The following is a 23,680-nucleotide window of genomic DNA, read 5'->3' on the forward strand; positions in this document are numbered from 1 at the left end:
TCATTACCTAACAGCATTAGGTGCATCATTTTTCGGATAGCCTTCTTCATCCAAATCATCTCTATCATCTTCTTCGGTACGGGCCAATATTTCGTCTTCAGGACTTAGGGTTACACTTTCGCCAGTATGGTCTATATGCATAGCTGAATCTTCCAATGCATTTTCTGCTTGTTCATGCACATCATATTCATCCCCAACATAAGGATTGGCCTCATCATAGGTAGAAATACTGTCTTCGCCATTTGGCGCTGATGTATCATAAGGCAGAGGGTGGTCGTAATCTTTTTCCGGACCTTTCACATCAAATTCATAACTGTTCTTCTCCTTGTCAAAAGCCAATTCGTTAAAATCTTTCGTCTCTCCCAAATCGCTTGGATGGAGTTTATCTGTTGCTCTTTTAAAATCGTTGTTTGAATTTGTGTCCATAATATTTCGATTTATTGTATAAAGATAACGAAACAAATGACGCAATTGTTTTGGAATTAATAATTCATTTCGAGCCCCATAATCAAAATAAAAAGTCGCAACAAGACCTTACGACTAACCAACTTAAAACTGGTTTGCTCTTAATACTGGCTAATACAGTACCATCATTCTCATTTTACGTTCCTGTTTTTCAATTTTCAGGCCAAGTGCCGTGATAGATTTTAGCACTTGTTCTTGGGTACGCATTTCTAAAGAAGTTTTGATATCAAACTTACCTTTTATATTGGTTTCATCTACTACCGGAAGATAAAGTTCATTACTCAAATAATCATTAGCAAAATCTACGATGGTAACTGCAGTCCCATCATAACCTCTTCCACTAAAACTATAACTTGTTTCTTTGGTTGACAATGGCAATTTAAAACCATTATCTGTTAATACATATACCTGAATAGTTTTGTACTCAATTCTGGCTTTAACAGGCAAAACAGCATTTAATCTTTGTTGTAAAATAACATTGAGGCTATCCTTTTCTTCTGGCCTAACTAAAAGATCTACACAATATAGGTTATTCCTATCTTCATAATTGTCTATTTTTTTCTCATCAACCTCATAGATAATTTGATGATTTGACACGATATTATAAGCTTCTTTATACAAAGAAGTTATTCCAGTATTGATAAAACTACGCCGTCTTTTGGCATATAAACTTTTCCCACCATACGCTTTTCCCATCGATCGTTGACCAATCATATAACTGCGAATGGTAAAGTTAGCAGCAAGTGTAGAGTCTACAGCAAAAATATCTGCCAATTCATTTATAGGTTTTTCTTTCACATTGGCATTAGAAACAATTTTTTCTCCTTTATACAAACTATCTAACAAACCTTGCGTAATTGAATGTGTTTTCATTATTGCTACTATTTTTTTATCAGCATTTACAATAGCGCATTGACCTACGGAAGCCAAATTAAATAAGGTATGAAATAAATAGTTGGTATCAGTGGCTAGCCAAATGGTTGTGGGTTTGTTTTTAAGATATTTCTGTAGTTTTAATGGTTCGTCATCAGATATTGCTATTACTTGTATTTTATCGGCGTTGACTTTTTGCAGTTTGGTAAGCATATCCATTTCTGGTATGCATGGACTACACCATGTTCCCCAAAAATTTAAAATATAAAATTTTTTATCTTTACTATCGTTCAGGTTCACACTTTTAACAGGCGCATTCATAAGCTGACGAATTGCAATGTTTGGGAACTGATCTCCGGCCTTAAGTAACATACCTTGGCCAAAAGCAAAAAAAGGAAATAGAAAGCACAAATAAGCAAGTATCTTTTTCATTGGTTTTTTGTTTAATTTTTTCGATATAAATTTGGCTATTCTTTGAGCAAAAGATAGTTAACGTTAGGTTATTGAATGTTATATTATGTTAACAGAAAAATAGTAAGGAGCTTTATAGTTAGATTTGAATATGCGGCAAAAACATCAATTACTCTCTGCGCTTTGCTTTATTGCTATACTTATCCTTTTAGGGCTACAAGGTTACTGGATTAGTAAGTACTATAACATTACAAAGCAAAATTTTGAAAAAGAAGTAAATCTAGCCTTTGAAGATGCATTAAAAAAAGAATTTAGCATTCGGGCCGATAGTGTTCAACAAATCTTAAAAAGAAAACTATTAGACACCACTTTATTTACGATCACAAGCCGCTACAAAAAGGAAGACAAAACTGTAATTTACCATATTCGTGAAACAAAAAACCTAAAAGATAGTTTCTCCAGTTCTTTCTCGTCTTCTGATTTGAATGTTTTAATCAACAAGGAAAATAAAAAACAGATAATGAATCTTATTGTCGAAAAATTTTCTGAATTGCTTAGGACTGAAGATTTAGATAATCATATTGTTTATTATCGAACGCAAGAATTAGGGAAATTTATGGTAAAAACAACCAACGAAATTGATTTTGATACCACTAGACTTCGTCCAATTGTTAATCGATACCTAGCTGCCAGAAATATTTTTGTAAACTATAGTTTTTACACAAAAGATAAAGACAGTACAACCAATAAAAGCACTTTTAATCAAGCTTTACTAAAAAAGTATCCAATTATTACTCGTTCATTACCAACTTATAAACACAAAGCTGGTCAAAACTATGTTCGTTTAATGTTTAAAGATCCCTTCTCTTACATATTGTCTAATATGTGGTTAATTCTTTTGAGCTCTATATTTTTGGTTCTCTTAATTGCATTCTGCCTTTATTATTTACTTAAAAGCCTTAGAAAAGAGAAAAAACTATCAATGATCAAAAATGATTTCATTAGCAACATTACACACGAATTTAAAACACCTATTGCAACAACCATGCTAGCCGTTGAAGCTTTAAACGAACAAAGCGTACGACAAGATGAAGATAAGGCAACCCGTTATTTAAAACATGCCAAGAATGAATTAGAGCGCATTAGTGAGCTCACCGATAAAATACTAAAAATCTCTTTATATGACACAGGAAATGATGAAGTTAAAAAAGAGAGCATTCAGATTGAAGGAATAATTAAGGAAATTATTGACCTATACACCCTTTCTGAAAAAGATGTAAAAATTACTTTCAAAAACAACACAGAAATAACACATATACTAGCAGACAAATTGCAATTTCAGCACGCAATAGCTAACATTATAGACAATGCAATTAAATATGGCCGAGATGATATTGAAATCGATATTGACTTCTTGTTAGACACTAGCTATCTAGTTGTTGTGATCAAAGATAATGGCCCAGGTATAGCTAAATCAGAAATACCTTTTGTTTTTGAAAAGTTCTATAGAGCCAAACAACAGCACGGCAGACCAGTTAAAGGGTATGGATTGGGATTAAACTATGTTAAACATATCATGCATCAACATAAGGGTTGGTATAGCATAACTAGTAATCAAAATGGAACTGAATTAAAATTAGGCTGGCCGATATGAGTGATTTAAAAATTCTCTTTGTTGAGGATGAACCCGCACTTGCTGAAATTGTTAAAGAAAGCCTAGAAAGTAAAGGCTTCATTGTATTCCATGTAACTACAATAGCAGAAGGCTTACATACACATGTATCAAATAAGTTCGACATGCTAATTTTGGATGTAATGCTACCAGATGGCGATGGATTTTCACTATTAAAAAAGATAAGGCTGAAAGATTTGACTACCCCTGCTCTATTTTTAACTTCAAAATCACTTGCTGCAGATGTTGTGATGGGATTTGAAAGTGGCGCCAACGATTATCTAAAAAAACCTTTCAGTATGGAGGAATTAATCATTAGGATAAGATCACTACTTGGAATTGTAAGTACTCGGCCTATTAATGATTTAAAAAAAACAGGGTTATTCGCTATTGGAGAATATGTATTTCATTATCCTGAAGGCATTTTAGTTTACAAAGGAGCAAAAAAACAGCTTACTTTTCGTGAAGCAGAAATATTATACATGTTGCAAATCCGTCATGAACAAATGGTCTTACGACAAGAGTTACTACACGCACATTGGGGAAATGATGATTATTTTTCAGGAAGAAGTTTAGACGTATTTATCACAAAACTTAGAAAATATCTCAAACAAGACCCTTCAATTGCCATTTTAAATTTTAGAGGGCAGGGTTATAAATTGATTTTTTGATAGAAACAAAAAAGTCGTAGCGAAATGCTACGACTAGTATGATGTGATAAAGGATTTGCAGCTACTTAACCAACTTCATGGTTGGTTATTATTACAAATTCCCTAATGTAGTATTTAACGTTTCGCTAGGGCGCATGGCTTTAAATGCCAATTCATCATTCGGATGGTAATAACCACCAATATTTTGCGGTTTGCCTTGGGCACCAATCAACTCGCCAGCAATTTTCGCTTCATTTTCGCTTAATGCTTTTGCCAATGGGATAAATCGAGCTTGCAAATCGGCATCTTTGGTTTGTTTAGCCAATTCTTGTGCCCAATATAAAGCCAAATAGAAGTGAGAGCCGCGGTTATCTATGGTTCCTAATTTTCTGCCTGGCGATTTATCGTTTGCCAAGAATAGTGCATTTGCCTCGTCAAGTGCATCTGCCAAAACCTGAGCTTTAGGGTTATTTTGTGTTTGTGCCAAATGCTCTAAAGAAGCTTGTAAGGCTAAAAATTCACCTAATGAATCCCAACGTAAGTAACCTTCTTCAATAAACTGTTCAATGTGTTTAGGAGCTGAACCCCCAGCACCAGTCTCGAACAATCCACCACCATTCATTAAAGGCACAATTGACAACATCTTGGCAGAAGTTCCCAGTTCTAAAATCGGGAATAAATCTGTTAGGTAATCTCTCAATACGTTACCAGTTACCGAAATGGTATCTAATCCCTTGCGAATTCTTTCTAATGTGTATTGTGTAGCTTCAACTGGAGCAAGAATTTGGATATCTAATCCATTGGTATCATGATCAGCTAAGTATTTTTTCACTTTCGCGATAATTTCTCTATCGTGTGCTCTATTTTCATCTAACCAGAAAACTGCTGGCGTAGCCGATAAACGAGCTCTATTTACCGCCAATTTAACCCAATCTTGAATAGGGGCATCTTTAGTTTGGCACATGCGGAAGATATCGCCTTTAGCTACTTTCTGGTCAAAAAACAATTGACCATTAGCATCAGTTACACGGATAGTTCCTTCTGCTTTTGCTTGGAAAGTTTTATCGTGAGAACCGTATTCTTCTGCTTTTTGCGCCATTAGACCAACATTCGGTACAGACCCCATGGTAGTTACATCAAAAGCACCGTGTTTTTTACAATCGTCTATGGTAGCAGTATATACGCCAGCATAACAACGATCTGGGATCAAGGCCAAGGTGTCTTGTGCTTTTCCATCCTTATTCCACATTTGGCCAGAAGTACGGATCATTGCTGGCATCGAAGCATCAACAATCACATCAGAAGGCACGTGTAAGTTGGTAATTCCTTTATCAGAATTAACCATGGCCAAAGCCGGTCCGTTGGCAATTGCTGCGGCCAAGGCTGCTTCTACCTCTGCTTGTTGTGGTTGTCCAGCTATCTTGGCATAAACATCACCCAAACCATTACTGGTGTCTACGTTTAATGACGCAAATAGTTCAGCATATTTGGCAAATACATCTGCAAAATAAACCTCTACAATGGCTCCAAAAATGATCGGGTCAGAAACCTTCATCATGGTTGCTTTTAAGTGCGCTGATAATAAAATGCCCTCTGCTTTAGCTACTGCAATTTCTTTAGCTACAAATGCTTTTAAAGCAGCAAGGCTCATCGCCGAGCTATCAATTACTTCGCCTGCTTTTAATGCTGCCAATCCTTTGAGTTCGGTAACTGTACCATCTTCGGCAACAAACTCAATTTTAAACTGAGTAGCTTCAGCCACTGTGGTAGATTTCTCAGAACCGTAAAAATCACCTTCGCTCATGCTGGCCACATGGGTTTTAGAATCTGCAGACCAAGCACCCATTGAGTGCGGGTTAACTTTAGCATAGTTCTTTACTGCTTTTGGCGCTCTTCTATCAGAGTTCCCTTCGCGTAACACTGGGTTTACTGCCGAGCCTAGAACTTTACCATATTTAGCTTTGATGCTTTTCTCTTCATCAGTTTGTGCATTCTCTGGATAATTTGGAATGGCATAACCTTGTGCCTGTAATTCGGCAATTGCACCAGTTAACTGAGGAATTGAAGCCGAAATATTTGGCAATTTGATAATATTTGCTGCTGGTGTTGTTGCCAATTGACCCAATTCTGTCAAGGCATCACCAATTTTTTGATCGTCTTTTAAATATTCTGGGAAGTTTGCTAAAATTCTTCCTGCCAATGAAATATCTCTGGTTTCTACATCAATACCTGCCGAAGCGGTAAAAGCTTGCACAATAGGTAATAATGAATAAGTAGCCAACATTGGCGCTTCATCTGTTTTGGTATAGATAATCTTCGATGTATTTGACATATTTTTTGGTATTTATTAATGTTGATTGGGCGATGAACCTGCCCTCCGTTTTAAAATCGCCTAAAGATAAAATAAACGAATGAATTTATAGCCATCAGATTGTTAATTATAGGTTTAAGATAGATCGGTCATAACAGTCCTTGTTTGGGTTTCGTTTCAATTATTTTTATTTCCAATAAGTAAAAACTAAATTCGTCGTTATATTAATTGACTTTTATCATTTGTTTGAATAGTGCAACCATTTAGTCCGATCAACCGTCAATCTATTAAATACATCCATTTTATTGCATATGAAAACAAAATTCCTAGCCCTACTTTTATTATGTATTGCTTTAAAGGTTAATGCGCAATCGACCAAAGAACCAGAAAAAGAAAAATCCAAAGCTACACTAGACCAAGAGTTTGTAACTGGTTCTAAAATAGAACTGAACAGTTTAACCCCTATGCAGACCGATAACTTGGCACTGCTAGGTAAGGTTTGGGGCTTTTTAAAATACCACCATCCGGCAATTGCCAAAGGCAACTACAACTGGGATTTTGAACTTTTTAGGATTACCCCTAAACTATTGGTTGTTAAAACAGTTGTTGAAAGAAACGAACTGTTGACCAAATGGATTACCGATTTAGGCACTTTTAAAACCGCAGCGCCTCAGGTAATTGCTCCAGCACAGGTCAAATACAAACCTAACTTCGATTGGTTCAATACTTCTGGACTAAGCAAAGCCTTGGTTAGCCAATTAAATCTAATCAAAATTGCAGATAGAACGGAAGACCACTATTATGTAAAGTTATACGACGCTGAAACCCCAATTGCCATTTTTAGAAACGAAGCCGCTTATGCCAATTTTAAATACCCAGATGCAGGTTACCGTTTGTTGGCTTTATTCAAATTCTGGAGCATTTTCGAATATTTTGCACCCTACAAAAACCTAACTGATAAACCTTGGGGCAATGTAATAAAAGAGTACGTACCCAAATTTATTGCTGCCAAAGACGAATTGAGCTACAAATTGACTGTTGCTGCATTGGTGGCCGAAATCAAAGATTCTCATGCTGATATTTCTCCTTACGACAATGCTTTCAGGAATTTTTATGGTACCTATAAACCAAATATCGAAATCGTTTTTGTAGATCAAGCGCCAGTGGTAAGCTACAGTAATGACCAAGTTATAGGCCTTAATTCCCTTAAAAAAGGTGATGTGATCCAAAGTATCAACAATGTTCCGGTAGCACAGCTGATGAAAGAGAAACTACCTTACATTACCGCCTCAAACTACCCTACCCAATTGAGAAAATTGGCACTTCAACTTTTGCGTACACCTGATACCTTGATGCGAGTAAGTTACCTGCGCAACAGCAAAGTTGAGCAAACAACCTTAAAATGTTTCCCTTACAATAGGCGCAATTACACCAAAACACAACCAGCAGACACTGGCTTTAAAATCATCGACACTGACGTGGCTTATATCCATCCGGGCAGGTTAAATTTGAAATCGCTTAAAGCAGTAATGGAAATGGCTATGAAAACCAAGGCCATGGTGATTGATATGCGTACCTATCCTAAACAATCAAACTTTGTTTGGGAAATTGGTAAATACCTGTTTACCCAGCCAATGGATATTGCCAAATATACCGCAGGCAGCACTACAACACCCGGCCTTTTCACCTACATGCCAGACGATTACATGAAAGTGATTAGAATTGGAGAAACCAGAACAGACAACTACAAGGGCAAACTGATGGTATTGATTAATGAAGAAACGCAAAGCTTGGCAGAGCTATCTGTAATGGCTTTAAGTACCAGACCAAATACCGTAATTGTAGGCAGCCAAACTGCTGGTGCCGATGGAACAGTAGGCATGCCGGTTACATTTCCAGGTGGTATAGCGAGTGGTTTTACCCAAATTGGTGTATATTACCCCAACGGAAAAGAAACACAACGCATTGGTATTGTGCCCAACGTAGTAGTAAAACCAACTGCAAAGGGAATAGCAGCAGATAAAGATGAAGTTTTAGAAAAAGCAATAGCCCTGATTAACAACAAAAAATAATAAAAGAATGTCAATTACCAACCCAACCGACCTGGCCGGAATGCAGAAAATAAGTGATGCCGTTGCAAGCACACTGAAAGAAATGAGGAATTATGTAAAGCCAGGAATGACCTCTAAACAGTTGGATGATTTTGGTGGCCAGTTACTGAACGATCTCGGCGCAAAATCTGCTCCAAGGTTAACTTATGGTTTTCCGGGCTGGACCTGCATAAGCATTAACAATGAAATTGCACATGGCATCCCTAACGATAAAAAGATTTTTAAGGAAGGTGATCTGGTTAACATTGATGTTTCTGCAGAATTGGATGGTTATTGGTCTGACAATGGAGGATCTTTTGTACTTGGCGAAGATGTACACCAGTACCAGAAATTAGTAGACGCTTCTAAGCATATTCTTAAAAAGGCCATTCACCAAATTAAAGGTGGGGTACGCATTGCCGAAATTGGCCGACTGATAGAATTAGAAGCCAAAAAATCGGGCTATACGGTAATTAAAAACTTAACTGGTCATGGTGTGGGCAGAAGCCTTCATGAAGAGCCGCATGAGATTGCCAACTTTTACGATCGTTATAACTTTGATCGTTTTAGAAAAAACACCACTGTTGCGGTAGAGACTTTTATCTCTACAAAATCTACTATAGCCAATACCGAAAAAGATGGCTGGACCTTAACTGGTAACAGAGGTGGTTTTGTGGCGCAACACGAACACACCATTATGGTTACCGATGGTATACCTGTAATTTTAACAGCTAAAAACGAAATCTGGAATTAGTAGAACTGTATGATTTCTAGTCGACGTCTCATTTTACAACCGCTTACGCACGATCAACTGATCAAGTACATTAAAAACGATGATTCATTAGAAGCTGAACTACAGTTAAAGCCAACTAAAAAAATCATTACTCCAGAATTGAGAGAAGCATTAGAAGAAACCATTTTGCCAAATGTAGCAGATACAGGCAAAAACCATCTTTTTTCTACCTTGTGGACTATTATTTTAAAAGATGAACGCCAAATGGTAGGCGATTTGTGTTTTGTAGGCGAACCAGATGAAGAAGGAGAAATAGAGATTGGTTATGGCACTTACCAAGATTTTAGAGGAAATGGCTACATGACCGAGGCCGTAGCCTGTGTATTGGAATGGGCCAAGAAGCAACCAGATGTAAAATCTATCTTTGCCGAAACTGCTAAAGATAATCCTGCATCATTTGCCATATTGATTAAAAATCACTTTAAAAAAATAGGAGAAACCAAACATCTCTTCTATTGGAAACTCGTCTTTAATTAAACGTTGTAATCCATAAAAGTTATACCTACCACATAGGTACATCGTAACACACAGGCTTCAATTCCTTTAATCATCTAAACCCAAAATGAATTATGAAAAAACTTCATATTTCTTAATGCCTTAAAGTTTTAAAAACCTTTCTATCGCTTTACAAACCACACGCTGGCAAGCATACCAATCGCTCATTAGTTTACTACTAAGTAATTACTTAAATAATTGTATTTTAGTCTAATCCCTTTTAAATAGAGAGATTTGGATTTTAAAATTAACGACTTTTATTTATGAAACTAAAATTGATACTACTGGCTTTGTCATTTCCCTTGATTGCAAATGCCCAAAAACCAAAAGTAGATCTCAATACAATTTTTGTTTGTATAGATTCGACCACCTATGCCCAGCTTTTCAAAAATGCATTTGTAAAAGACACCCTATTCTTTTGCAAAGAACAACAGACACAAACTAATTTAGATAGCTACAACGGGAAATATGCCATTGGCCAAGCAGCTACATTAGATTTTTTTAGACCAGTTCATTCTAAAACACTAGGTGATAAATTTGGCGATCTTGGTATTGAATTTAAGACCAGAAAATTAAAAGACCTTCAGACTTTTATTAACCTTGCCAAACTTAACAAAGCCACTTATCATATCGATACCACTAAGTTTGAGCAAGAAAAGCAAGCTATCAACTGGTATAAGGAATTTACCTTAAACACCAATCCGGCTAAAGAAAATTTCGAGATCAGCATTTTGGAATATCAACCAGCCTATTTAAAGTTATTGGGTTTTACACCAAAAGAGATTGCTCAGAGCATGTCCTATCAAACCTATAATGCTAAATTGGCTAAAGGCAGAAAATATCCGCGACAATTTCAAAACATCAATTACATTAATCTTACCATTAATGCCAAGGAATTAGCTTATGTTAAAAAAATGGCCAATCTATTAGGGCTTGTAGAAAAAGGGACTTCTTTTGTAAGCGCAGACCTCACGATAGTTTACCACATAAAAAGCGATATCAGTTTTAGGGTAAACAAAATTGGCATTAACCTTATTGATAATTTTGCTGCCAGATCAATTTCAGTTAGCGATCATATGAAAATTGACATTATTGGTCACAAAGCTACTTTAGCGTTCGACTATTAAAAAGTTAATTTTAACATTAAGAAGTTAAGATTATTCAAACAAAAAACCAATCCCTCTTAATGCCTTAATGTTTAAAAAACATTGTCAACCTAAGCTTATTGAAGCGTCCTTACAACTAAGTATACAATTTTAACATTAAGAAGTTAAGGCTATTCAAACAAAAAACCTAATTCTTCTTAATGCCTTAATGTTTAAAAAACACTATTAAACTGAGTTCTCTTTGTTTATTTATATCTTCAATTCAACATCGCATTGCCACTATAAAATTACACAAAAGCAATTGTGCAGGTTGTAAATTTACCCAAACAACTTTAACACCTTGCTGTTAATGATAGCGCTCATTCCTTAAATTTTGCAACATGAAAAATCACTTACTTGCTCCAACCCTCTTGGCAGCCCTTACTTTGTTCAACTATAGTTCAAGTGCACAAACTACTCCAAAAGCAACCGTAAAAACTGGCGCAGGCAATACCATAGAATTACCTGAGGCAGACACCAAAGCAAGTAAAACCAATTTTAGCAAAGTAGTACCATGGCCAGAAGGCAAAACCCCAACAGCCCCAGATGGTTTTGTAGTTACCCGATTTGCCGATGGCATGAAAAGTCCACGTAATATTGTAATTGCTCCAAATGGTGATGTAATTGCCGTACTCTCTAACTCGCAACGCACTAGGGTAGAACAGGCAGCCAACGAAATTTCGGGCAAAGCCAAAACAGAAGTAGCAGGCAAAAGTGTAAATACGATCATGTTGTTTAGAGATGCGGATAAAGATGGCAAGCCAGAACTGATCAGTACTTTTTTAACAGGCCTTAACCAGCCTTATGGCGCAGCATTTATAGGCAATTCATTTTATGTGGCCAATACAGATGGTGTGTATGTATATCCCTACAAAACTGGCGATACTGAAATTAAAGGTCCGGGCAAAAAGATTTTAGAATTACCTGCTGGTGGCTACAATAACCATTGGACCAGAAACCTGATCGTTAATGCTGCCAAAACCAAAATCTATGTTTCGGTGGGTTCGGGCAGTAATGTTGCAGAGCGTGGTTTAGACAACGAAATTAGAAGAGCCAATATTATAGAGATTAACCCAGACGGTACTGGCGAAAAAATTTATGGCAGTGGCCTACGCAACCCAGTAGGTATGGCTTGGGCACCGGGCACCAATGCCTTATGGACAGCTGTTAACGAACGCGATGGATTGGGCGATGACTTGGTGCCAGATTACATTACGAGTGTAAAAGAAGGCGCTTTTTATGGCTGGCCATTCTCTTATTTTGGTCAGAACGAAGACCCACGCTTAAAAGGCCAAAACCCAGCTTTAGTTGCGAAGGCATTAGTTCCAGATATTCCTGTAGGTTCTCATACGGCATCATTAGGCTTGGCGTTTTATACCGCCAAAAAGTTCCCTACCAAATACCAAGGTGGTGTATTTATTGGCCAACATGGTTCTTGGAACCGTTCAGAACTGGTAGGCTACAAAGTGGCTTTTATCCCTTTTAAACAAGGCAAACCCACTGGTAAGCTAGAAGATTTTTTAACAGGTTTTGTGAAAGACAATAAAGAAGTATACGGCAAACCTGTGGGTGTGGCTGTAGCACAAGATGGTGCCTTATTGGTAGCCGACGATGTAAGTGGAATTATTTGGAGAGTTGCCGCAAAATAGGTACTTGCTTCTATAATGAGAATTAAACTATTGCTCTATCTGATATTGCTTGCTGGTTTTGCCCAAGCACAAACAGATACCATTAAAAAGCTGAACGAGGTAGTAGTTAAAGGCTATTACAATCCACAGCCCTTATTGCGAGCAGTAGGCTCTGTAACAGTACTCGATAGTAGCCAAGCCAAAAACCATGCAACAAGTTCGTTGGTGACGTTGGTGAATACTGCACCGGGTGTACGGATGGAAGAACGTTCGCCCGGTAGTTACCGTTTGTCTTTACGAGGCAGTTTATTGCGCTCACCCTTTGGCATCCGCAATATTAAAATTTACATGGATGATTTCCCCTTAACAGATGCTGGAGGTAACACTTACCTTAACCTTTTAGACGCTGCTACCTTAGGCAGTATAGAAATTTACAAAGGTCCGGAAGCTAGTATTTTTGGGGCCAGTACAGGTGGGGCTGTATTAATTGGTTCAAGTTTGGGCAGCACTAACCAATTAAAGGCCAGTGTGGGCATGGGTAGTTATGGCTTGTTACACCAAACTGCCAGTTTAGATCAGGTTTATAAAAATTACAGGTTTAGTATTAATCAAGGTTACCAAAAAAGCAATGGTTATAGAGAAAATAGTGCATTGAATAGAAAATACATCCAAACCACACAACAATGGGCTTATAACCAGAAAGGACAACTCAAGGCTGTTTTATGGTATAGCAATCTGCATTATCAAACGCCAGGTGGTTTAACACCTGATGAAATGGCGGCTAACCCTAGGGCTGCCCGTCCTGCTACGCCAACCTTGGCCAGTGCAGTACAACAACAGGCTGGTATTTATAACCAAACTTTTTTTGGAGGTTTGGCACATCAGTATCATTTTAATGCACATATTAAACACGTGGTAGCATTTTTCACCAGCTTTACCGACTTTAAAAATCCCTTTATCCTCAATTACGAAAAACGCAAAGAGCAGACCATCGGCTTTCGTACTTTTATAGATTACAGCAATGCCACTCGTAATATCAAGTATCAGATACAAGGTGGTTTTGAGGGTGCCAGTACCACTAGTGACATTAAGAATTATGGGAACAACAGAGGTACGCCCGACGCACTACAGGTATCAGACCATTTGGTGGCCAACCAGAGTTTTGCCTTTTTACGCTTCAATGTTGATGTCAATGAACAACTGCTCATTGAACTAGGCACAAGCTTTAACCTTTTCAACTACAACTACCAAAGTTATTTTCCGCAGGTAGTGGCCAAAAAGGAGCGACATTTTAAAAACAGTTTAATGCCTAAGCTGGCTTTTTCTTATCTGTTAACTTCAAATTCTACGCTAAGAGCATCGGCAAGTAAGGGCTATTCTCCACCAACATTGGCAGAAGTTCGCTCATCAGATAACATCATTAACAACAACCTACAGGCAGAAGGCGGATGGAACTACGAAGCAGGTCTCCGCTATGCTAGCAACAACCGTAGGTTTGATCTAGATGCCACCGTATTTTATTTTCAATTAAAAAATGCCATTGTTAGACGTCTGAACAATAACAGTGTTGAATACTTTATCAATGCAGGTGGCACCAAACAATTAGGCGCAGAAATACAAAGCGCTTGGTGGCTGCTCAAATTAAGTCCTACTCATTTTTTAAATGGACTACAATGGCGCAATAGTTATACTTATAGCCATTTTAGGTTTGATGAATTTAAAAATGCACAACAAGACTACACCAACAACAGGCTAACAGGCGTACCTAACCATACTTGGGTAAGCAGTTTGGAGTTGAACCTTAAAAAGGGTTTTTACACTTTTGTACAACACAATTATACCACGAGCATCCCCTTAAATGATGCCAATACGATATTTACCAAAAAGTACCAACTGATAGATGTTAGGGCTGGACTTAGAAACATTACCTTAGGCAAAACCTCTCTTGCAATTTCTTTCGGCATCAACAACTTGCTCAACCAAACCTACAGCTTGGGCAACGATCTCAATGCGGCGAATAATAGATATTTTAACCCTGCCCCCGGGATCAACTATGATGCTGGTATTTCAATCAAACTTTAACCTTCGTTTTTAACATTAAGAAATTAAGTATCATTAAGAAAACTACATAGATATATTGCACTTGTACATTCTCTCTTCTAAACTCTGCGTAAAATTTACCTTCACCGAGCTTGTCTAAATCTTCATTTTTTAACATTAAGAAATTAAGTACCATTAAGAAAACCATATAGATATCGCATTTGTACATTCCCTCATCTAAGCCCTACCTAACATCTACATCGTTGAGCTTGTTGAAGTACCCTTTTTAAAACTTAATAAAAATCTTAATGCCTTAATGTTTGTATCTAATTAAAAACAGAGGCACGGCACCAATGATTCAACAACCATTGGCACCAAGCACCTCTAAACTTCTTTAAAACAATATTAATTTACAACTTCGGTTTCTTTAACTGCTACCTCTGTTACCACTACCTCTGTAGTATAACGTTTACTACCATCTTTGGTTTCGTAACTACCTGTTTGCAACCTGCCTTCAATGGTAATGTGCGATCCTTTTTTAATCTGTAGTTCGGCAAGGTCAGCCTTTACATTCCAGAACAACAAGCTAAACCATTGTGTTTTTTTAATGTCCTCGCCAGCGGCTGTTTTATAATACTCGTTTACGGCTAAGTTTACACGGGCTATTTTTTGATTACCTGCTAACATTTTTACTTCAGCATCGCTACCAGCGAAACCACTCAATACTACTTTGTTTACTACGTTTTTCATAATCTTAAAAATTAAGTGACTAAATATTTAACGAACAGTAGTTACCACAACTACCGACAACACAAAGGTGCAAACAGCTTCGAAAATTAGTCGGATGTTAAACGTATATATCCGTTTATATACGGTTACAAACGTTTAATCTATCTTCCCTGCTCAAAAAGAAGGCTTTTTAATCATTACCAATTATTTATTTTTTTGTAGCTTTAATGGTCATCCCTGATAAAAACAAAACCTTATGGAACGTTTATGTCTCGACTGCAATACCCTTGTTAAGGGCAGGGCTGATAAAAAATTTTGCGATGACCAATGTCGCAGCAATTACAACAATCGCTTACAGGTTGAAAACCGCAGTTTTTTAAAACAGGTTAACCATATCCTGAAAAAGAACCGTGAAATTTTAAAGGCCAAAACCCCCACTGGCAAGGCTAAAATAAAAACGGTACAGCTAGCGCAAAAGGGATTCGACTTTAATTTCCATACGCATACCTATACCACACAAAAAGGCCAAACCTATGTGTTTTGCTATGAGTATGGCTACCTTACTTTAGATAATGATGAGTTGCTCTTGGTGAAGAGAGAAGAAAGATAAAAAAGTACGACAAGCCACTTTAACTAAAAGGCAAAAAAGCTAAATTGCATTTAGATAAGCAATCGTACCGCAGCAGATGACTATTAAAAAATTACACTATTACTCTGGCCTTGTCCTTAGCATTTTTATTGCGCTCCACCTATTCAATCATTTTTACAGCATTTTCGGCACTCAAAAACATATCGAAATGATGGATTCGCTACGCCCATGGTATCGTAATATATTTGCAGAAACGGTTTTATTAATTGCCGTTGGGGTGCAGATTGTTTCGGGCATTCGACTTTTTAAGATCAACCGCAAGCAGGCCACTAGTAGTTTTGAAAAACTGCACATCTACACTGGGCTATACCTCGCCTTATTTTTGGTGATCCATTTAAGTGCCGTTTTTATAGGTAGGCTTGTGCTCCACCTCGATACCAATTTCTATTTTGGTGTGGCAGGCATTAACGCATTTCCCTTTAACCTGTTCTTCATCCCCTATTATGCGCTGGCTATATTGTCTTTCTTTGGACATATTGCAGTCATCCACCAAAAGAAAATGAGACTTACATTTTTTGGCATCAACCCAAAAACCCAGGCAAGAACAATCCTACTTGCTGGAGCATTGTTAACAATTGTGATCTTTTATGGACTAACCAACAGCTTTCAGGGCGTACAAATTCCTGAAGCCTACAGAGTGTTAATTGGCAAATAGGTCAAAAACATTAACTGGTTTTCTGTTAACTTTGTTTATCGCAATCGCTACACCTTATTTAAGAAACCCTAAATGATCAAGCTCGTTAGAACCAATTCAGACCATGTAGATTTTAGAGCACTTGTTAAACAACTAGATGCTTATTTGGCCGTAATAGATGGCGAGGAGCATGCCTTTTACGATCAGTTTAATAAAATTGACAAAATTAAACATGCCGTAGTAGCCTATTTTAATGAAGAGCCAATGGCTTGCGGAGCTATTAAAGCATATACGCCAACTGCCACAGAGGTTAAACGCATGTTTACCTCAACACAAAGCCGCGGAAAAGGCATGGCCACACAGGTTTTGGCTGAGCTAGAAAAATGGGCTAAAGAATTAGGCTATGAGCGATGCGTACTCGAAACCGGAAAAAGACAGGAAGATGCCATTGCCCTTTATCAAAAGAATGGCTACCAGCTTATTCCTAATTATGGGCAATATGAAGGCATAGCCAACAGTGTCTGTTTTGAGAAAAGCTTAACCTAGTTAGCGTTTACTTTAAAAATAACGACCATGGCGTTTTATGATCTAACAAAAGAACAAAGGTTGACTGTTGTAGACAACATCTATAACCATTTGCTGGCCGATCTTAAAAAATCACAGCTCACACATACGCTCGATTATTTTAAAGATGAAGATACCTATGTCCGCAAATCGGCTTATCTGGCCTTAGGGAAAATGTATTTTGCAGAAACAAGCTTACAGGCCTCAATAATTAAAATGCTCGATGCACTATTGCTCCAACCAGATTTTAAGATCAGGCAAACAGTAATCAATGCTGCAGGCGAAATTGGTAAAAAAGATTTCGGTATCGTTCAGCATTTTTTCGATCAAAGCTTGTTCGACACCCATCATTCACCACGCAATGCAGTAATTGGCTCCATCAAAAAAATGGGCGAGGTAAATCCAAAACCAGTGCTCTCTTGGGCAAAACAGTACCTGCATCATACAGACAAAGAAATTAGAAGAGAAATTTGCCATGGCATTGAGCTAAGGGGACGTAAATATCCGCAAGATATTTTACCCCTTTTGCAAGAATTACAGCACGATAAAACCGCAAGGGTTAGCAATACATTGGTACATGTAATAGGACAAATTGCTTATAAAAAGGGATGTTTATCCATTGTAATTGAACACCTTAAAACCTGGCAAAATAAAGAGCTGGTTATTGCAGCCCTGGCAGAGATTATTGATGTACACAGCCGTTATAAAGATTTTGCTGCATTAACTCAAGAGCAGGCCAAACAATACATTAAAGAAAACTATTAAAATGGACAAGATCTTAATCATTACTGGAGGTAGTAAAGGCATTGGCAATGGTATCGTTGAAGCTTACCAGCACCATCAATATCAAATATTTTCAATTGCAAGAACAACTCATAAAAGCTATACCAATATCACCCAAATAGAATTTGATTTGAGCAATAGTAATGGGCTAACACAGGTATTGGATTCAATTTTTGCTTCGTTAAACCCTAATCAGATCAAACAGATTACCCTTTTAAACAATGCAGGTACCTTGGGCCAAATTGGGCAACTGGCAGATCTACCTGATCATGATATCGCAAAAACAGTACAACTTAATGCCACCGCGCCACTTATTTTAACCGCACATTTTTTAAAGCTCACTCAAAATTGGGTAGCTCATAAACAGGTCATCAACATTTCTTCTGGTGCTGCCGCAAAACCTTATTTTGGCTGGACAGTATATTGTGCTACCAAGGCTGCTTTAGATATGATGACCAAAACCGTTGCTCTAGAACAAAGCAGTTTAACCAATGGTGCGCAGTTGATGGCCATTTACCCGGGTGTAGTAGATACAGCCATGCAGGCACAGATCCGTAGCAGCGATAAAACAGCTTTTGTAGATATCGATCGATTTTTAGAACTCAAAACCTCTGGTGCATTGGCCAACCAACAAACTGTAGGCAAAGCGATATTTGAGCTGGCACACGATCAAACCCTAACCAATGGTGCCATTATAAGGATAGAAGATTCTAGAACCTAAACCGATGAGTTTGAAACCTGCCATTCAAGTCAGAGATCTCTACATACCTATACAACCTACCATTAAACAGGCTGATGAGGGTGTAACCTATCAGGAGTTTTTGCCCGATGTTAGGCTACAAAGCTATATCTATTGTTATTGGCAGTTGCAAACCACACAGCCATTAGCTAAACAATTCAATTACCGGGTAGTGGCCGATGGCTGTATTGACATCTTTTTTGAGCTGAATAATCCGGAAGAAAATTTTGTGATGGGCTTTTGCAAAAAATACACCGAATTCCCCTTGCCCAATTCCTTCAACTATGTTGGGGTGCGCTTTCTACCCACCATGTTTCCACAATTGTTTAATATCAATGCAGCAGAGTTGAGCAACCGTTTTGAACATTTACATGCAGTAGTACCACATGTGGCAACTTTTATTAAGCACAACTTTAATCCTAGCCTACATATCCAAGCTATACAAACCAAGTTCGACTCGTACTTTTTACAACTGTTAGCTAACAACAGCTTTAATGCCGATGTCAGGTTGTATGAGGCTATCCATATTATTCTTAAGAATTTTGGTATTGTCGATGTAGAAAAAGACCTCGATACAGGCATTAGCTCGAGACAGTTGCGCAGGTTATTTGAGTTTTACATTGGCGATACCCCAAAAACCTTCAGCAAAGTAGTCCGTTTTCAGCACATTCTTAGGGCGAAACCCTCTGTACAAAGCTTAAAACAAAACAAATTGTTTTTTGATACGGGTTATTATGATCAAGCCCATTTTATCAAAGAGTTTAAAACCTTTTATGGTGTAACCCCAAGCATTGCATTTAAAAGATAAAAGGTATTACTTTAACACTACCTAAGCACTATTTTTTAACATTAAGAAATTAAGGCATAAAGCATAGCATTTACACCATCTTAGTAACCTTAGTTAACCTAAGCAATAATCAGATTAGTCAAAGTATATAATTACTAAATAGTCTTCGACAGATTCAGACTGACAAAATAGGATTTAATACTAAGCTGTTCTTAGCTGTCTAAGGTGGTAAAAAACCACCTCAGTAATCTTAGTTTACCTAAGCAGTTACTTCGCTTAACTAGTAGAAATCTCTCAACAATCGTCTTCGACAGGCTCAGACTGACAGTTATTTTATGTATTTATTAATTGTCACGTTGAGTTTAGTTTCTACTCCGTTTAACAAAGTATCGAAGCGCCATTTTTCAACATTAAGATAAACAAAAACCTTCATCATTCTTAATGCCTTAATGTTTCAAACCATCTAGCTAGAATGGTAAAAAACATGTCCGATTTTTACAATACCCCTTCATCCAATCTTTGCAATTTTGTAGGGTTAATAAATTATATCCCATGAAAAAACTAATTTTAGTGCTCACTATTTTCTGTTGGGCATCCCTAACCTATTCGCAAACCCAAACACCAAACAAAATGAAACTGAACGCAGGCATCATCACTTCAAAACTTAAAGAAACCAAAGCTTTTTACACCAACATTTTGGGCTTTGGCGTAACATTCGAAAACGAGTTCTATCTTTTATTGCACACCCCAAATAAAGATGCAGAGCTTAGTTTTCTGCTGCCCAACCATCCATCACAACAACCATTGTTCCACAAGCCTTTCAATGGTCAGGGCATGTACCTTACCCTAGAGGTTAACGATGTAGACCAAACCTATATGGCTCTTAAAAAGAAAGGAGTTAAAATTAATATCGATATTCGCAATGAGCCATGGGGTGATAGACACTTTGCCATCCAAGACCCTAACGGCATCGGGATCGACATTGTTAAATATACTCCGCAACCTTAAATTTAAAATCATGAACATTACAGATCAGATAGTAGCTAGTGAAAAGACACTCCTAAAGGCCATTAAAGACAGAGATATAGCGAGTTTGGACAATTTATTACACGATGATTTATTGTTTAACCTGCCCAGCGGACAAACGATAACCAAAGCAGCAGATCTAGATACGCACCGTTCTGGTCTGATAACCATTTTCACTATCGAAGCAAAAGAGCAACAGATAAATATGATTGGCGATACTGCTGTAGTTGCTGTAACCATCAACCTTAAAGGTAAATACATAGATCACTCAATAGATGGCACATTTAGCTATCTAAGGGTTTGGAAAAACTTTAACAACCAATGGAAAGTAATTGCAGGCAGTTGTATTGAGCTCAATTAGGCTGTCTCAAATGGCACTATAAAAATACGCCAATCCCCCTTTTGCAAACCACTGCTTCAACTAACTTTGTTTACATCAACACCATTAAAATGAGAAAGTTAAGCATCTATAATTTCCTATCGCTAAATGGCTTTTATAAAAATGAGCAGGGCGATATCAGTTGGCATACCCATGGGCAAGAAGAAGGAGAATATTCTGCAGAGATGCTGCAAGAAGACCATATCCTTTTATTCGGCCGAATTACCTATCAGATGATGGAGAGCTATTGGCCAACATCATTTGCATTAAGCAACGATCCGATAGTGGCCAATGGAATGAACGAGGCAGAGAAAATTGTTTTTTCTACCACCTTAAGCCATGCCAACTGGAACAATACCACCATTGTAAAAGACAATATAATTGACGAGATTAAAAAGTTAAAAAACACTCCGGGTAAAAACCTCACCTTATTAGGAAGTGGTCAGGTACTTACCCAGTTTGCTGCACATGGGTTAATAGACGAATATCAGTTAATGATCGATCCAATTGCTATAGGTAAGGGTACACCTATATTTAATGGCCTTGAACAACAGTTAGCGTTAAAATTAACCGATACTAAAGTTTTTAAAAGCGGTACTGTTCTATTAACTTATCAGCCACTATAGTATGCAATTACACATTGGCTCAATGCCTAAACTTATATTTTTTCATTAAAAATGACAAATGGTTTAGCGCTAGAAAGCCGTGCTGAAACAAAATCAATATCCCTTACATAAATGGTATTAAAACCATTAAAATGATTTTTTGGATTTAACTTTCGTTGGAAGGGATCATACAGATATGGAAGAAAACCTAAAGACAACAACTGTTGATGAATATCGGCATCATCATAGCCATATCGATCGCCACTCCCATTTAATTCAATCACAATTGCTTTTAGATTTGTTGATGCCAAAATATTTGACGCCCCTTTGATTACTTCTGTTTCAAATCCTTCCACATCTATTTTAAGTAAAATGGGGCATAATTCGGGATAATAATGATCTAGATGGATTGCCTGTACTGTTGTGGTATTTGCACTGGCATTTTCTACACAATGATTGGTTGTATCTTCATCGTTGGTAAAAAAAAGAACCTCCTTTTTGCTTCCCACCGCCATTTGTTCGCACTTTACCATTTGTTGAAGTTTATTGAGTTCGATGTTTGCTAACAAAATTTCAAAAGCATTTTGAACTGGTTCGAAAGCGATCGTTTTAGCCTCTTTTAAACCACTGGCTAAAATGGTGTAAGAACCCACATTGGCACCTACGTCAAAAAATACATCATCTTTTTGTAAAAGGTGTATCACAAAAGCCATGTCTTCAAATTCATGAAGACCTGTATAAATATTGCCAGTAACACCCGTTAATTTCTTTTTTGCCCAAAACTTGGTATGCTCAACAAATGGGACGGCAGTAAGCCCAGTTGACATGGAAGAGCTGAGTTGCCAACTGACAAATCTATAAAAAGAGCGATATTTATGCCTTTTGGCTAAGGGATGTTTAATAATGAAGTTAAAAGTTCTTTTGATGGCGGAGAGCATGGTCATTTTTGACTACAAGATAAGGTTTAGTTCTTTTATTTCAAGATTCAATAAAATTGGCCAATAACAACCCTTTAAAAGTGCGCTAGTTTATCAAGTTATAGGCTTATATAATGTATAATTGTGCCTATCTTTACGTAAACCACATTCCCCATGCAAAACGATTATCTAAAAAGTGCCAAAACACAATTTGAATATTACAAAACGCTAGGCGATAAAACCATTGCTCAACTGGACGAGGCCCAACTATTTTGGCAATACAATGAAGAAAGCAATAGCATAGCTATGATTGTTAACCACCTTAGTGGCAACATGCTATCGAGATGGACGGATTTTTTAACCAGCGATGGCGAAAAGGAATGGCGCAACAGAGACGAAGAATTTGAAGCCACCAAAGGCACCAAAGAAGAATTGTTAAACAAATGGAACAAGGGTTGGGCTTGCCTATTCGATGGCATTAATGCTTTAACCACAGCCGATCTTACCAAGGAAGTATTTATCCGTAACCAAGGCCATACCGTTACCGAAGCCATTAACAGACAATTGGCCCATTACCCTTACCACATAGGGCAGATCGTTTTTCTTGGTAAAATGTGCATCAATCAAAACTGGCAATCGTTGTCTATCCCCAAAGGCAATTCAGATAGCTTCAATGCAGAGATGTTTGCCAAACACAAATAAGAACACCCAACCAATCTATATTTAACATTAAGAAATGAAGTAGGAAAGTAATTGTATTTTCTTCCAACAAACCTTCAATTTCTTAATGCCTTAATGTTTCAGAGCAAAGAAGAACTGAAGGGCTTTGTAATTGAATCTTCTTCAAACAAGCCTTCACTTTTCTTCATGTCTTCATGTTTCAAATCAAATGGAACGTAAAATATTTAACATTTCTTGTCCCATACCCACCTTAAATATTAACTTTATGGAAATATTTGATCATGCAAGAAGCAATTTTCCGTCAGTTTGCCGATATCGAAATTAAGGAGATGACTCCCGGATTTTTTTCTAAACTGATCCATACAGAAAATAATACCATCAACTTTATCGAGATCAAAGCAGGTAGCGATTCTCCTATCCATAGCCACCCCCACCATCAATGTGCCTTTGTGTTAAAAGGTCAGTTTGAGATGACTGTTGGTGCTGAAACCCAGATTTTAGATACAGGTAAATTTGTACTTATTCCGGGTGGTATACCACATGGTGGTAGAGCGGTTACCGACTGTACTTTACTGGATATCTTTAGTCCAGGTAGAGAAGATTTTAAATACTAA

24 protein-coding genes are annotated in these 23,680 nt (G+C 37.4%); 19 read left to right on the forward strand and 5 right to left on the reverse strand.

Going from position 1 to position 23,680, the window contains the following annotated elements:
- Positions 1 to 3: 3 nt before the first annotated feature.
- Complete coding sequence (locus AQF98_RS12615; RefSeq protein WP_055132314.1) at positions 4 to 426, reverse strand: hypothetical protein; 423 nt, start codon at positions 424 to 426, stop codon at positions 4 to 6.
- Between the two features lie 150 nt (positions 427 to 576).
- Positions 577 to 1,770: a redoxin family protein gene (locus tag AQF98_RS12620; protein ID WP_055132315.1), complete on the reverse strand. Its 1,194-nt coding sequence runs from the start codon at positions 1,768 to 1,770 to the stop codon at positions 577 to 579.
- Between the two features lie 130 nt (positions 1,771 to 1,900).
- On the opposite strand from AQF98_RS12620, the gene AQF98_RS12625 reads away from it, so the two are divergent.
- Both AQF98_RS12625 and AQF98_RS12630 read left to right on the forward strand, forming a co-directional pair.
- Complete coding sequence (locus AQF98_RS12625; RefSeq protein ID WP_055132316.1) at positions 1,901 to 3,403, forward strand: cell wall metabolism sensor histidine kinase WalK; 1,503 nt, start codon at positions 1,901 to 1,903, stop codon at positions 3,401 to 3,403.
- Positions 3,400 to 4,092 (forward strand): response regulator transcription factor, encoded by a 693-nt coding sequence (locus tag AQF98_RS12630; RefSeq protein ID WP_055132317.1) that lies wholly within the window; start codon positions 3,400 to 3,402, stop codon positions 4,090 to 4,092. Before AQF98_RS12625 ends, AQF98_RS12630 begins: the two co-directional genes overlap by 4 nt.
- 91 nt (positions 4,093 to 4,183) lie before the next feature.
- Here AQF98_RS12630 and AQF98_RS12635 read toward each other — a convergent pair whose 3' ends face one another.
- The gene (locus AQF98_RS12635) at positions 4,184 to 6,403 is read right to left on the reverse strand and encodes an NADP-dependent isocitrate dehydrogenase (protein ID WP_055132318.1); all 2,220 of its coding nucleotides are present in this window, start codon (positions 6,401 to 6,403) and stop codon (positions 4,184 to 4,186) included.
- Positions 6,404 to 6,693: 290 nt separating this feature from the next.
- On the opposite strand from AQF98_RS12635, the gene AQF98_RS12640 reads away from it, so the two are divergent.
- From AQF98_RS12640 to AQF98_RS12665, 6 genes are all read left to right on the forward strand, one after another.
- Positions 6,694 to 8,454, forward strand: a complete 1,761-nt coding sequence (locus AQF98_RS12640) for a S41 family peptidase (protein ID WP_055132319.1) — start codon at positions 6,694 to 6,696, stop codon at positions 8,452 to 8,454.
- Between the two features lie 7 nt (positions 8,455 to 8,461).
- On the forward strand, positions 8,462 to 9,226 hold the full coding sequence (gene map / locus AQF98_RS12645) for a type I methionyl aminopeptidase (RefSeq protein ID WP_055132320.1): 765 nt from the start codon (positions 8,462 to 8,464) through the stop codon (positions 9,224 to 9,226).
- Between the two features lie 9 nt (positions 9,227 to 9,235).
- A complete protein-coding gene (locus AQF98_RS12650) occupies positions 9,236 to 9,742 on the forward strand; it encodes a GNAT family N-acetyltransferase (protein ID WP_055132321.1) in 507 nt (168 codons plus the stop codon).
- Positions 9,743 to 10,023: 281 nt separating this feature from the next.
- Complete coding sequence (locus AQF98_RS12655) at positions 10,024 to 10,887, forward strand: DUF5829 family protein (RefSeq protein ID WP_055132322.1); 864 nt, start codon at positions 10,024 to 10,026, stop codon at positions 10,885 to 10,887.
- A gap of 359 nt (positions 10,888 to 11,246) precedes the next feature.
- On the forward strand, positions 11,247 to 12,554 hold the full coding sequence (locus AQF98_RS12660; RefSeq protein ID WP_055132323.1) for a sorbosone dehydrogenase family protein: 1,308 nt from the start codon (positions 11,247 to 11,249) through the stop codon (positions 12,552 to 12,554).
- Between the two features lie 15 nt (positions 12,555 to 12,569).
- Complete coding sequence (locus AQF98_RS12665; protein ID WP_055132324.1) at positions 12,570 to 14,615, forward strand: TonB-dependent receptor; 2,046 nt, start codon at positions 12,570 to 12,572, stop codon at positions 14,613 to 14,615.
- Positions 14,616 to 14,978: 363 nt separating this feature from the next.
- On the opposite strand, the gene AQF98_RS12670 is transcribed toward AQF98_RS12665, so the two are convergent.
- Positions 14,979 to 15,323, reverse strand: a complete 345-nt coding sequence (locus tag AQF98_RS12670) for a single-stranded DNA-binding protein (protein ID WP_055132325.1) — start codon at positions 15,321 to 15,323, stop codon at positions 14,979 to 14,981.
- A gap of 235 nt (positions 15,324 to 15,558) precedes the next feature.
- On the opposite strand from AQF98_RS12670, the gene AQF98_RS12675 reads away from it, so the two are divergent.
- The 9 genes from AQF98_RS12675 to AQF98_RS12715 all read left to right on the forward strand — a co-directional run bounded on the left by AQF98_RS12675 (position 15,559) and on the right by AQF98_RS12715 (position 21,489).
- Positions 15,559 to 15,912 (forward strand): hypothetical protein, encoded by a 354-nt coding sequence (locus tag AQF98_RS12675; RefSeq protein WP_055132326.1) that lies wholly within the window; start codon positions 15,559 to 15,561, stop codon positions 15,910 to 15,912.
- A 187-nt stretch (positions 15,913 to 16,099) separates the two neighbouring features.
- Positions 16,100 to 16,606, forward strand: a complete 507-nt coding sequence (locus AQF98_RS12680) for a hypothetical protein (RefSeq protein ID WP_200911875.1) — start codon at positions 16,100 to 16,102, stop codon at positions 16,604 to 16,606.
- A 72-nt stretch (positions 16,607 to 16,678) separates the two neighbouring features.
- The gene (locus AQF98_RS12685; RefSeq protein ID WP_055132328.1) at positions 16,679 to 17,131 is read left to right on the forward strand and encodes a GNAT family N-acetyltransferase; all 453 of its coding nucleotides are present in this window, start codon (positions 16,679 to 16,681) and stop codon (positions 17,129 to 17,131) included.
- Positions 17,132 to 17,158: 27 nt separating this feature from the next.
- Positions 17,159 to 17,914 (forward strand): HEAT repeat domain-containing protein, encoded by a 756-nt coding sequence (locus AQF98_RS12690; RefSeq protein ID WP_055132329.1) that lies wholly within the window; start codon positions 17,159 to 17,161, stop codon positions 17,912 to 17,914.
- A 1-nt stretch (position 17,915) separates the two neighbouring features.
- Positions 17,916 to 18,653 carry an SDR family NAD(P)-dependent oxidoreductase gene (locus AQF98_RS12695; RefSeq protein WP_055132330.1) on the forward strand — a complete coding sequence of 246 codons (738 nt, stop codon included), beginning with the start codon at positions 17,916 to 17,918 and terminating at the stop codon, positions 18,651 to 18,653.
- A gap of 4 nt (positions 18,654 to 18,657) precedes the next feature.
- Positions 18,658 to 19,479, forward strand: coding sequence for a helix-turn-helix domain-containing protein (locus AQF98_RS12700; RefSeq protein ID WP_055132331.1), 822 nt, complete (start codon positions 18,658 to 18,660; stop codon positions 19,477 to 19,479).
- Between the two features lie 531 nt (positions 19,480 to 20,010).
- Positions 20,011 to 20,466, forward strand: a complete 456-nt coding sequence (locus AQF98_RS12705) for a VOC family protein (protein WP_055132332.1) — start codon at positions 20,011 to 20,013, stop codon at positions 20,464 to 20,466.
- Between the two features lie 10 nt (positions 20,467 to 20,476).
- Positions 20,477 to 20,845, forward strand: coding sequence for a nuclear transport factor 2 family protein (locus tag AQF98_RS12710; protein ID WP_055132333.1), 369 nt, complete (start codon positions 20,477 to 20,479; stop codon positions 20,843 to 20,845).
- Positions 20,846 to 20,934: 89 nt separating this feature from the next.
- Positions 20,935 to 21,489 carry a dihydrofolate reductase family protein gene (locus tag AQF98_RS12715; RefSeq protein WP_055132334.1) on the forward strand — a complete coding sequence of 185 codons (555 nt, stop codon included), beginning with the start codon at positions 20,935 to 20,937 and terminating at the stop codon, positions 21,487 to 21,489.
- Positions 21,490 to 21,521: 32 nt separating this feature from the next.
- On the opposite strand, the gene AQF98_RS12720 is transcribed toward AQF98_RS12715, so the two are convergent.
- Positions 21,522 to 22,412, reverse strand: a complete 891-nt coding sequence (locus tag AQF98_RS12720) for an FkbM family methyltransferase (RefSeq protein ID WP_082435039.1) — start codon at positions 22,410 to 22,412, stop codon at positions 21,522 to 21,524.
- 147 nt (positions 22,413 to 22,559) lie between these two features.
- Here AQF98_RS12720 and AQF98_RS12725 point away from each other — a divergent pair, with 147 nt between their 5' ends.
- Positions 22,560 to 23,087 carry a DUF1572 domain-containing protein gene (locus AQF98_RS12725; protein WP_055132336.1) on the forward strand — a complete coding sequence of 176 codons (528 nt, stop codon included), beginning with the start codon at positions 22,560 to 22,562 and terminating at the stop codon, positions 23,085 to 23,087.
- A 260-nt stretch (positions 23,088 to 23,347) separates the two neighbouring features.
- Positions 23,348 to 23,680 carry a cupin domain-containing protein gene (locus AQF98_RS12730; protein ID WP_055132337.1) on the forward strand — a complete coding sequence of 111 codons (333 nt, stop codon included), beginning with the start codon at positions 23,348 to 23,350 and terminating at the stop codon, positions 23,678 to 23,680.

The sequence above is a fragment of the Pedobacter sp. Hv1 genome, from assembly GCF_001412215.1.
Taxonomy (GTDB): domain Bacteria; phylum Bacteroidota; class Bacteroidia; order Sphingobacteriales; family Sphingobacteriaceae; genus Pedobacter.

Bases quoted from the DNA above. Each gene is read 5' to 3' on its own strand.
- AQF98_RS12710 (WP_055132333.1), top strand. From the start codon at position 20,477: ATGAACATTACAGATCAGATAGTAGCTAGTGAAAAGACACTCCTAAAG.
- AQF98_RS12630 (WP_055132317.1), top strand. From the start codon at position 3,400: ATGAGTGATTTAAAAATTCTCTTTGTTGAGGATGAACCCGCACTTGCT.
- AQF98_RS12715 (WP_055132334.1), top strand. From the start codon at position 20,935: ATGAGAAAGTTAAGCATCTATAATTTCCTATCGCTAAATGGCTTTTAT.
- AQF98_RS12640 (WP_055132319.1), top strand. From the start codon at position 6,694: ATGAAAACAAAATTCCTAGCCCTACTTTTATTATGTATTGCTTTAAAG.
- AQF98_RS12725 (WP_055132336.1), top strand. From the start codon at position 22,560: ATGCAAAACGATTATCTAAAAAGTGCCAAAACACAATTTGAATATTAC.
- AQF98_RS12655 (WP_055132322.1), top strand. From the start codon at position 10,024: ATGAAACTAAAATTGATACTACTGGCTTTGTCATTTCCCTTGATTGCA.
- AQF98_RS12685 (WP_055132328.1), top strand. From the start codon at position 16,679: ATGATCAAGCTCGTTAGAACCAATTCAGACCATGTAGATTTTAGAGCA.
- map (WP_055132320.1), top strand. From the start codon at position 8,462: ATGTCAATTACCAACCCAACCGACCTGGCCGGAATGCAGAAAATAAGT.
- AQF98_RS12635 (WP_055132318.1), bottom strand. From the start codon at position 6,403: ATGTCAAATACATCGAAGATTATCTATACCAAAACAGATGAAGCGCCA.
- AQF98_RS12625 (WP_055132316.1), top strand. From the start codon at position 1,901: ATGCGGCAAAAACATCAATTACTCTCTGCGCTTTGCTTTATTGCTATA.
- AQF98_RS12700 (WP_055132331.1), top strand. From the start codon at position 18,658: ATGAGTTTGAAACCTGCCATTCAAGTCAGAGATCTCTACATACCTATA.
- AQF98_RS12620 (WP_055132315.1), bottom strand. From the start codon at position 1,770: ATGAAAAAGATACTTGCTTATTTGTGCTTTCTATTTCCTTTTTTTGCT.
- AQF98_RS12690 (WP_055132329.1), top strand. From the start codon at position 17,159: ATGGCGTTTTATGATCTAACAAAAGAACAAAGGTTGACTGTTGTAGAC.
- AQF98_RS12705 (WP_055132332.1), top strand. From the start codon at position 20,011: ATGAAAAAACTAATTTTAGTGCTCACTATTTTCTGTTGGGCATCCCTA.
- AQF98_RS12615 (WP_055132314.1), bottom strand. From the start codon at position 426: ATGGACACAAATTCAAACAACGATTTTAAAAGAGCAACAGATAAACTC.
- AQF98_RS12660 (WP_055132323.1), top strand. From the start codon at position 11,247: ATGAAAAATCACTTACTTGCTCCAACCCTCTTGGCAGCCCTTACTTTG.
- AQF98_RS12730 (WP_055132337.1), top strand. From the start codon at position 23,348: ATGCAAGAAGCAATTTTCCGTCAGTTTGCCGATATCGAAATTAAGGAG.
- AQF98_RS12675 (WP_055132326.1), top strand. From the start codon at position 15,559: ATGGAACGTTTATGTCTCGACTGCAATACCCTTGTTAAGGGCAGGGCT.
- AQF98_RS12720 (WP_082435039.1), bottom strand. From the start codon at position 22,412: ATGACCATGCTCTCCGCCATCAAAAGAACTTTTAACTTCATTATTAAA.
- AQF98_RS12670 (WP_055132325.1), bottom strand. From the start codon at position 15,323: ATGAAAAACGTAGTAAACAAAGTAGTATTGAGTGGTTTCGCTGGTAGC.
- AQF98_RS12650 (WP_055132321.1), top strand. From the start codon at position 9,236: ATGATTTCTAGTCGACGTCTCATTTTACAACCGCTTACGCACGATCAA.
- AQF98_RS12695 (WP_055132330.1), top strand. From the start codon at position 17,916: ATGGACAAGATCTTAATCATTACTGGAGGTAGTAAAGGCATTGGCAAT.
- AQF98_RS12680 (WP_200911875.1), top strand. From the start codon at position 16,100: ATGATGGATTCGCTACGCCCATGGTATCGTAATATATTTGCAGAAACG.
- AQF98_RS12665 (WP_055132324.1), top strand. From the start codon at position 12,570: ATGAGAATTAAACTATTGCTCTATCTGATATTGCTTGCTGGTTTTGCC.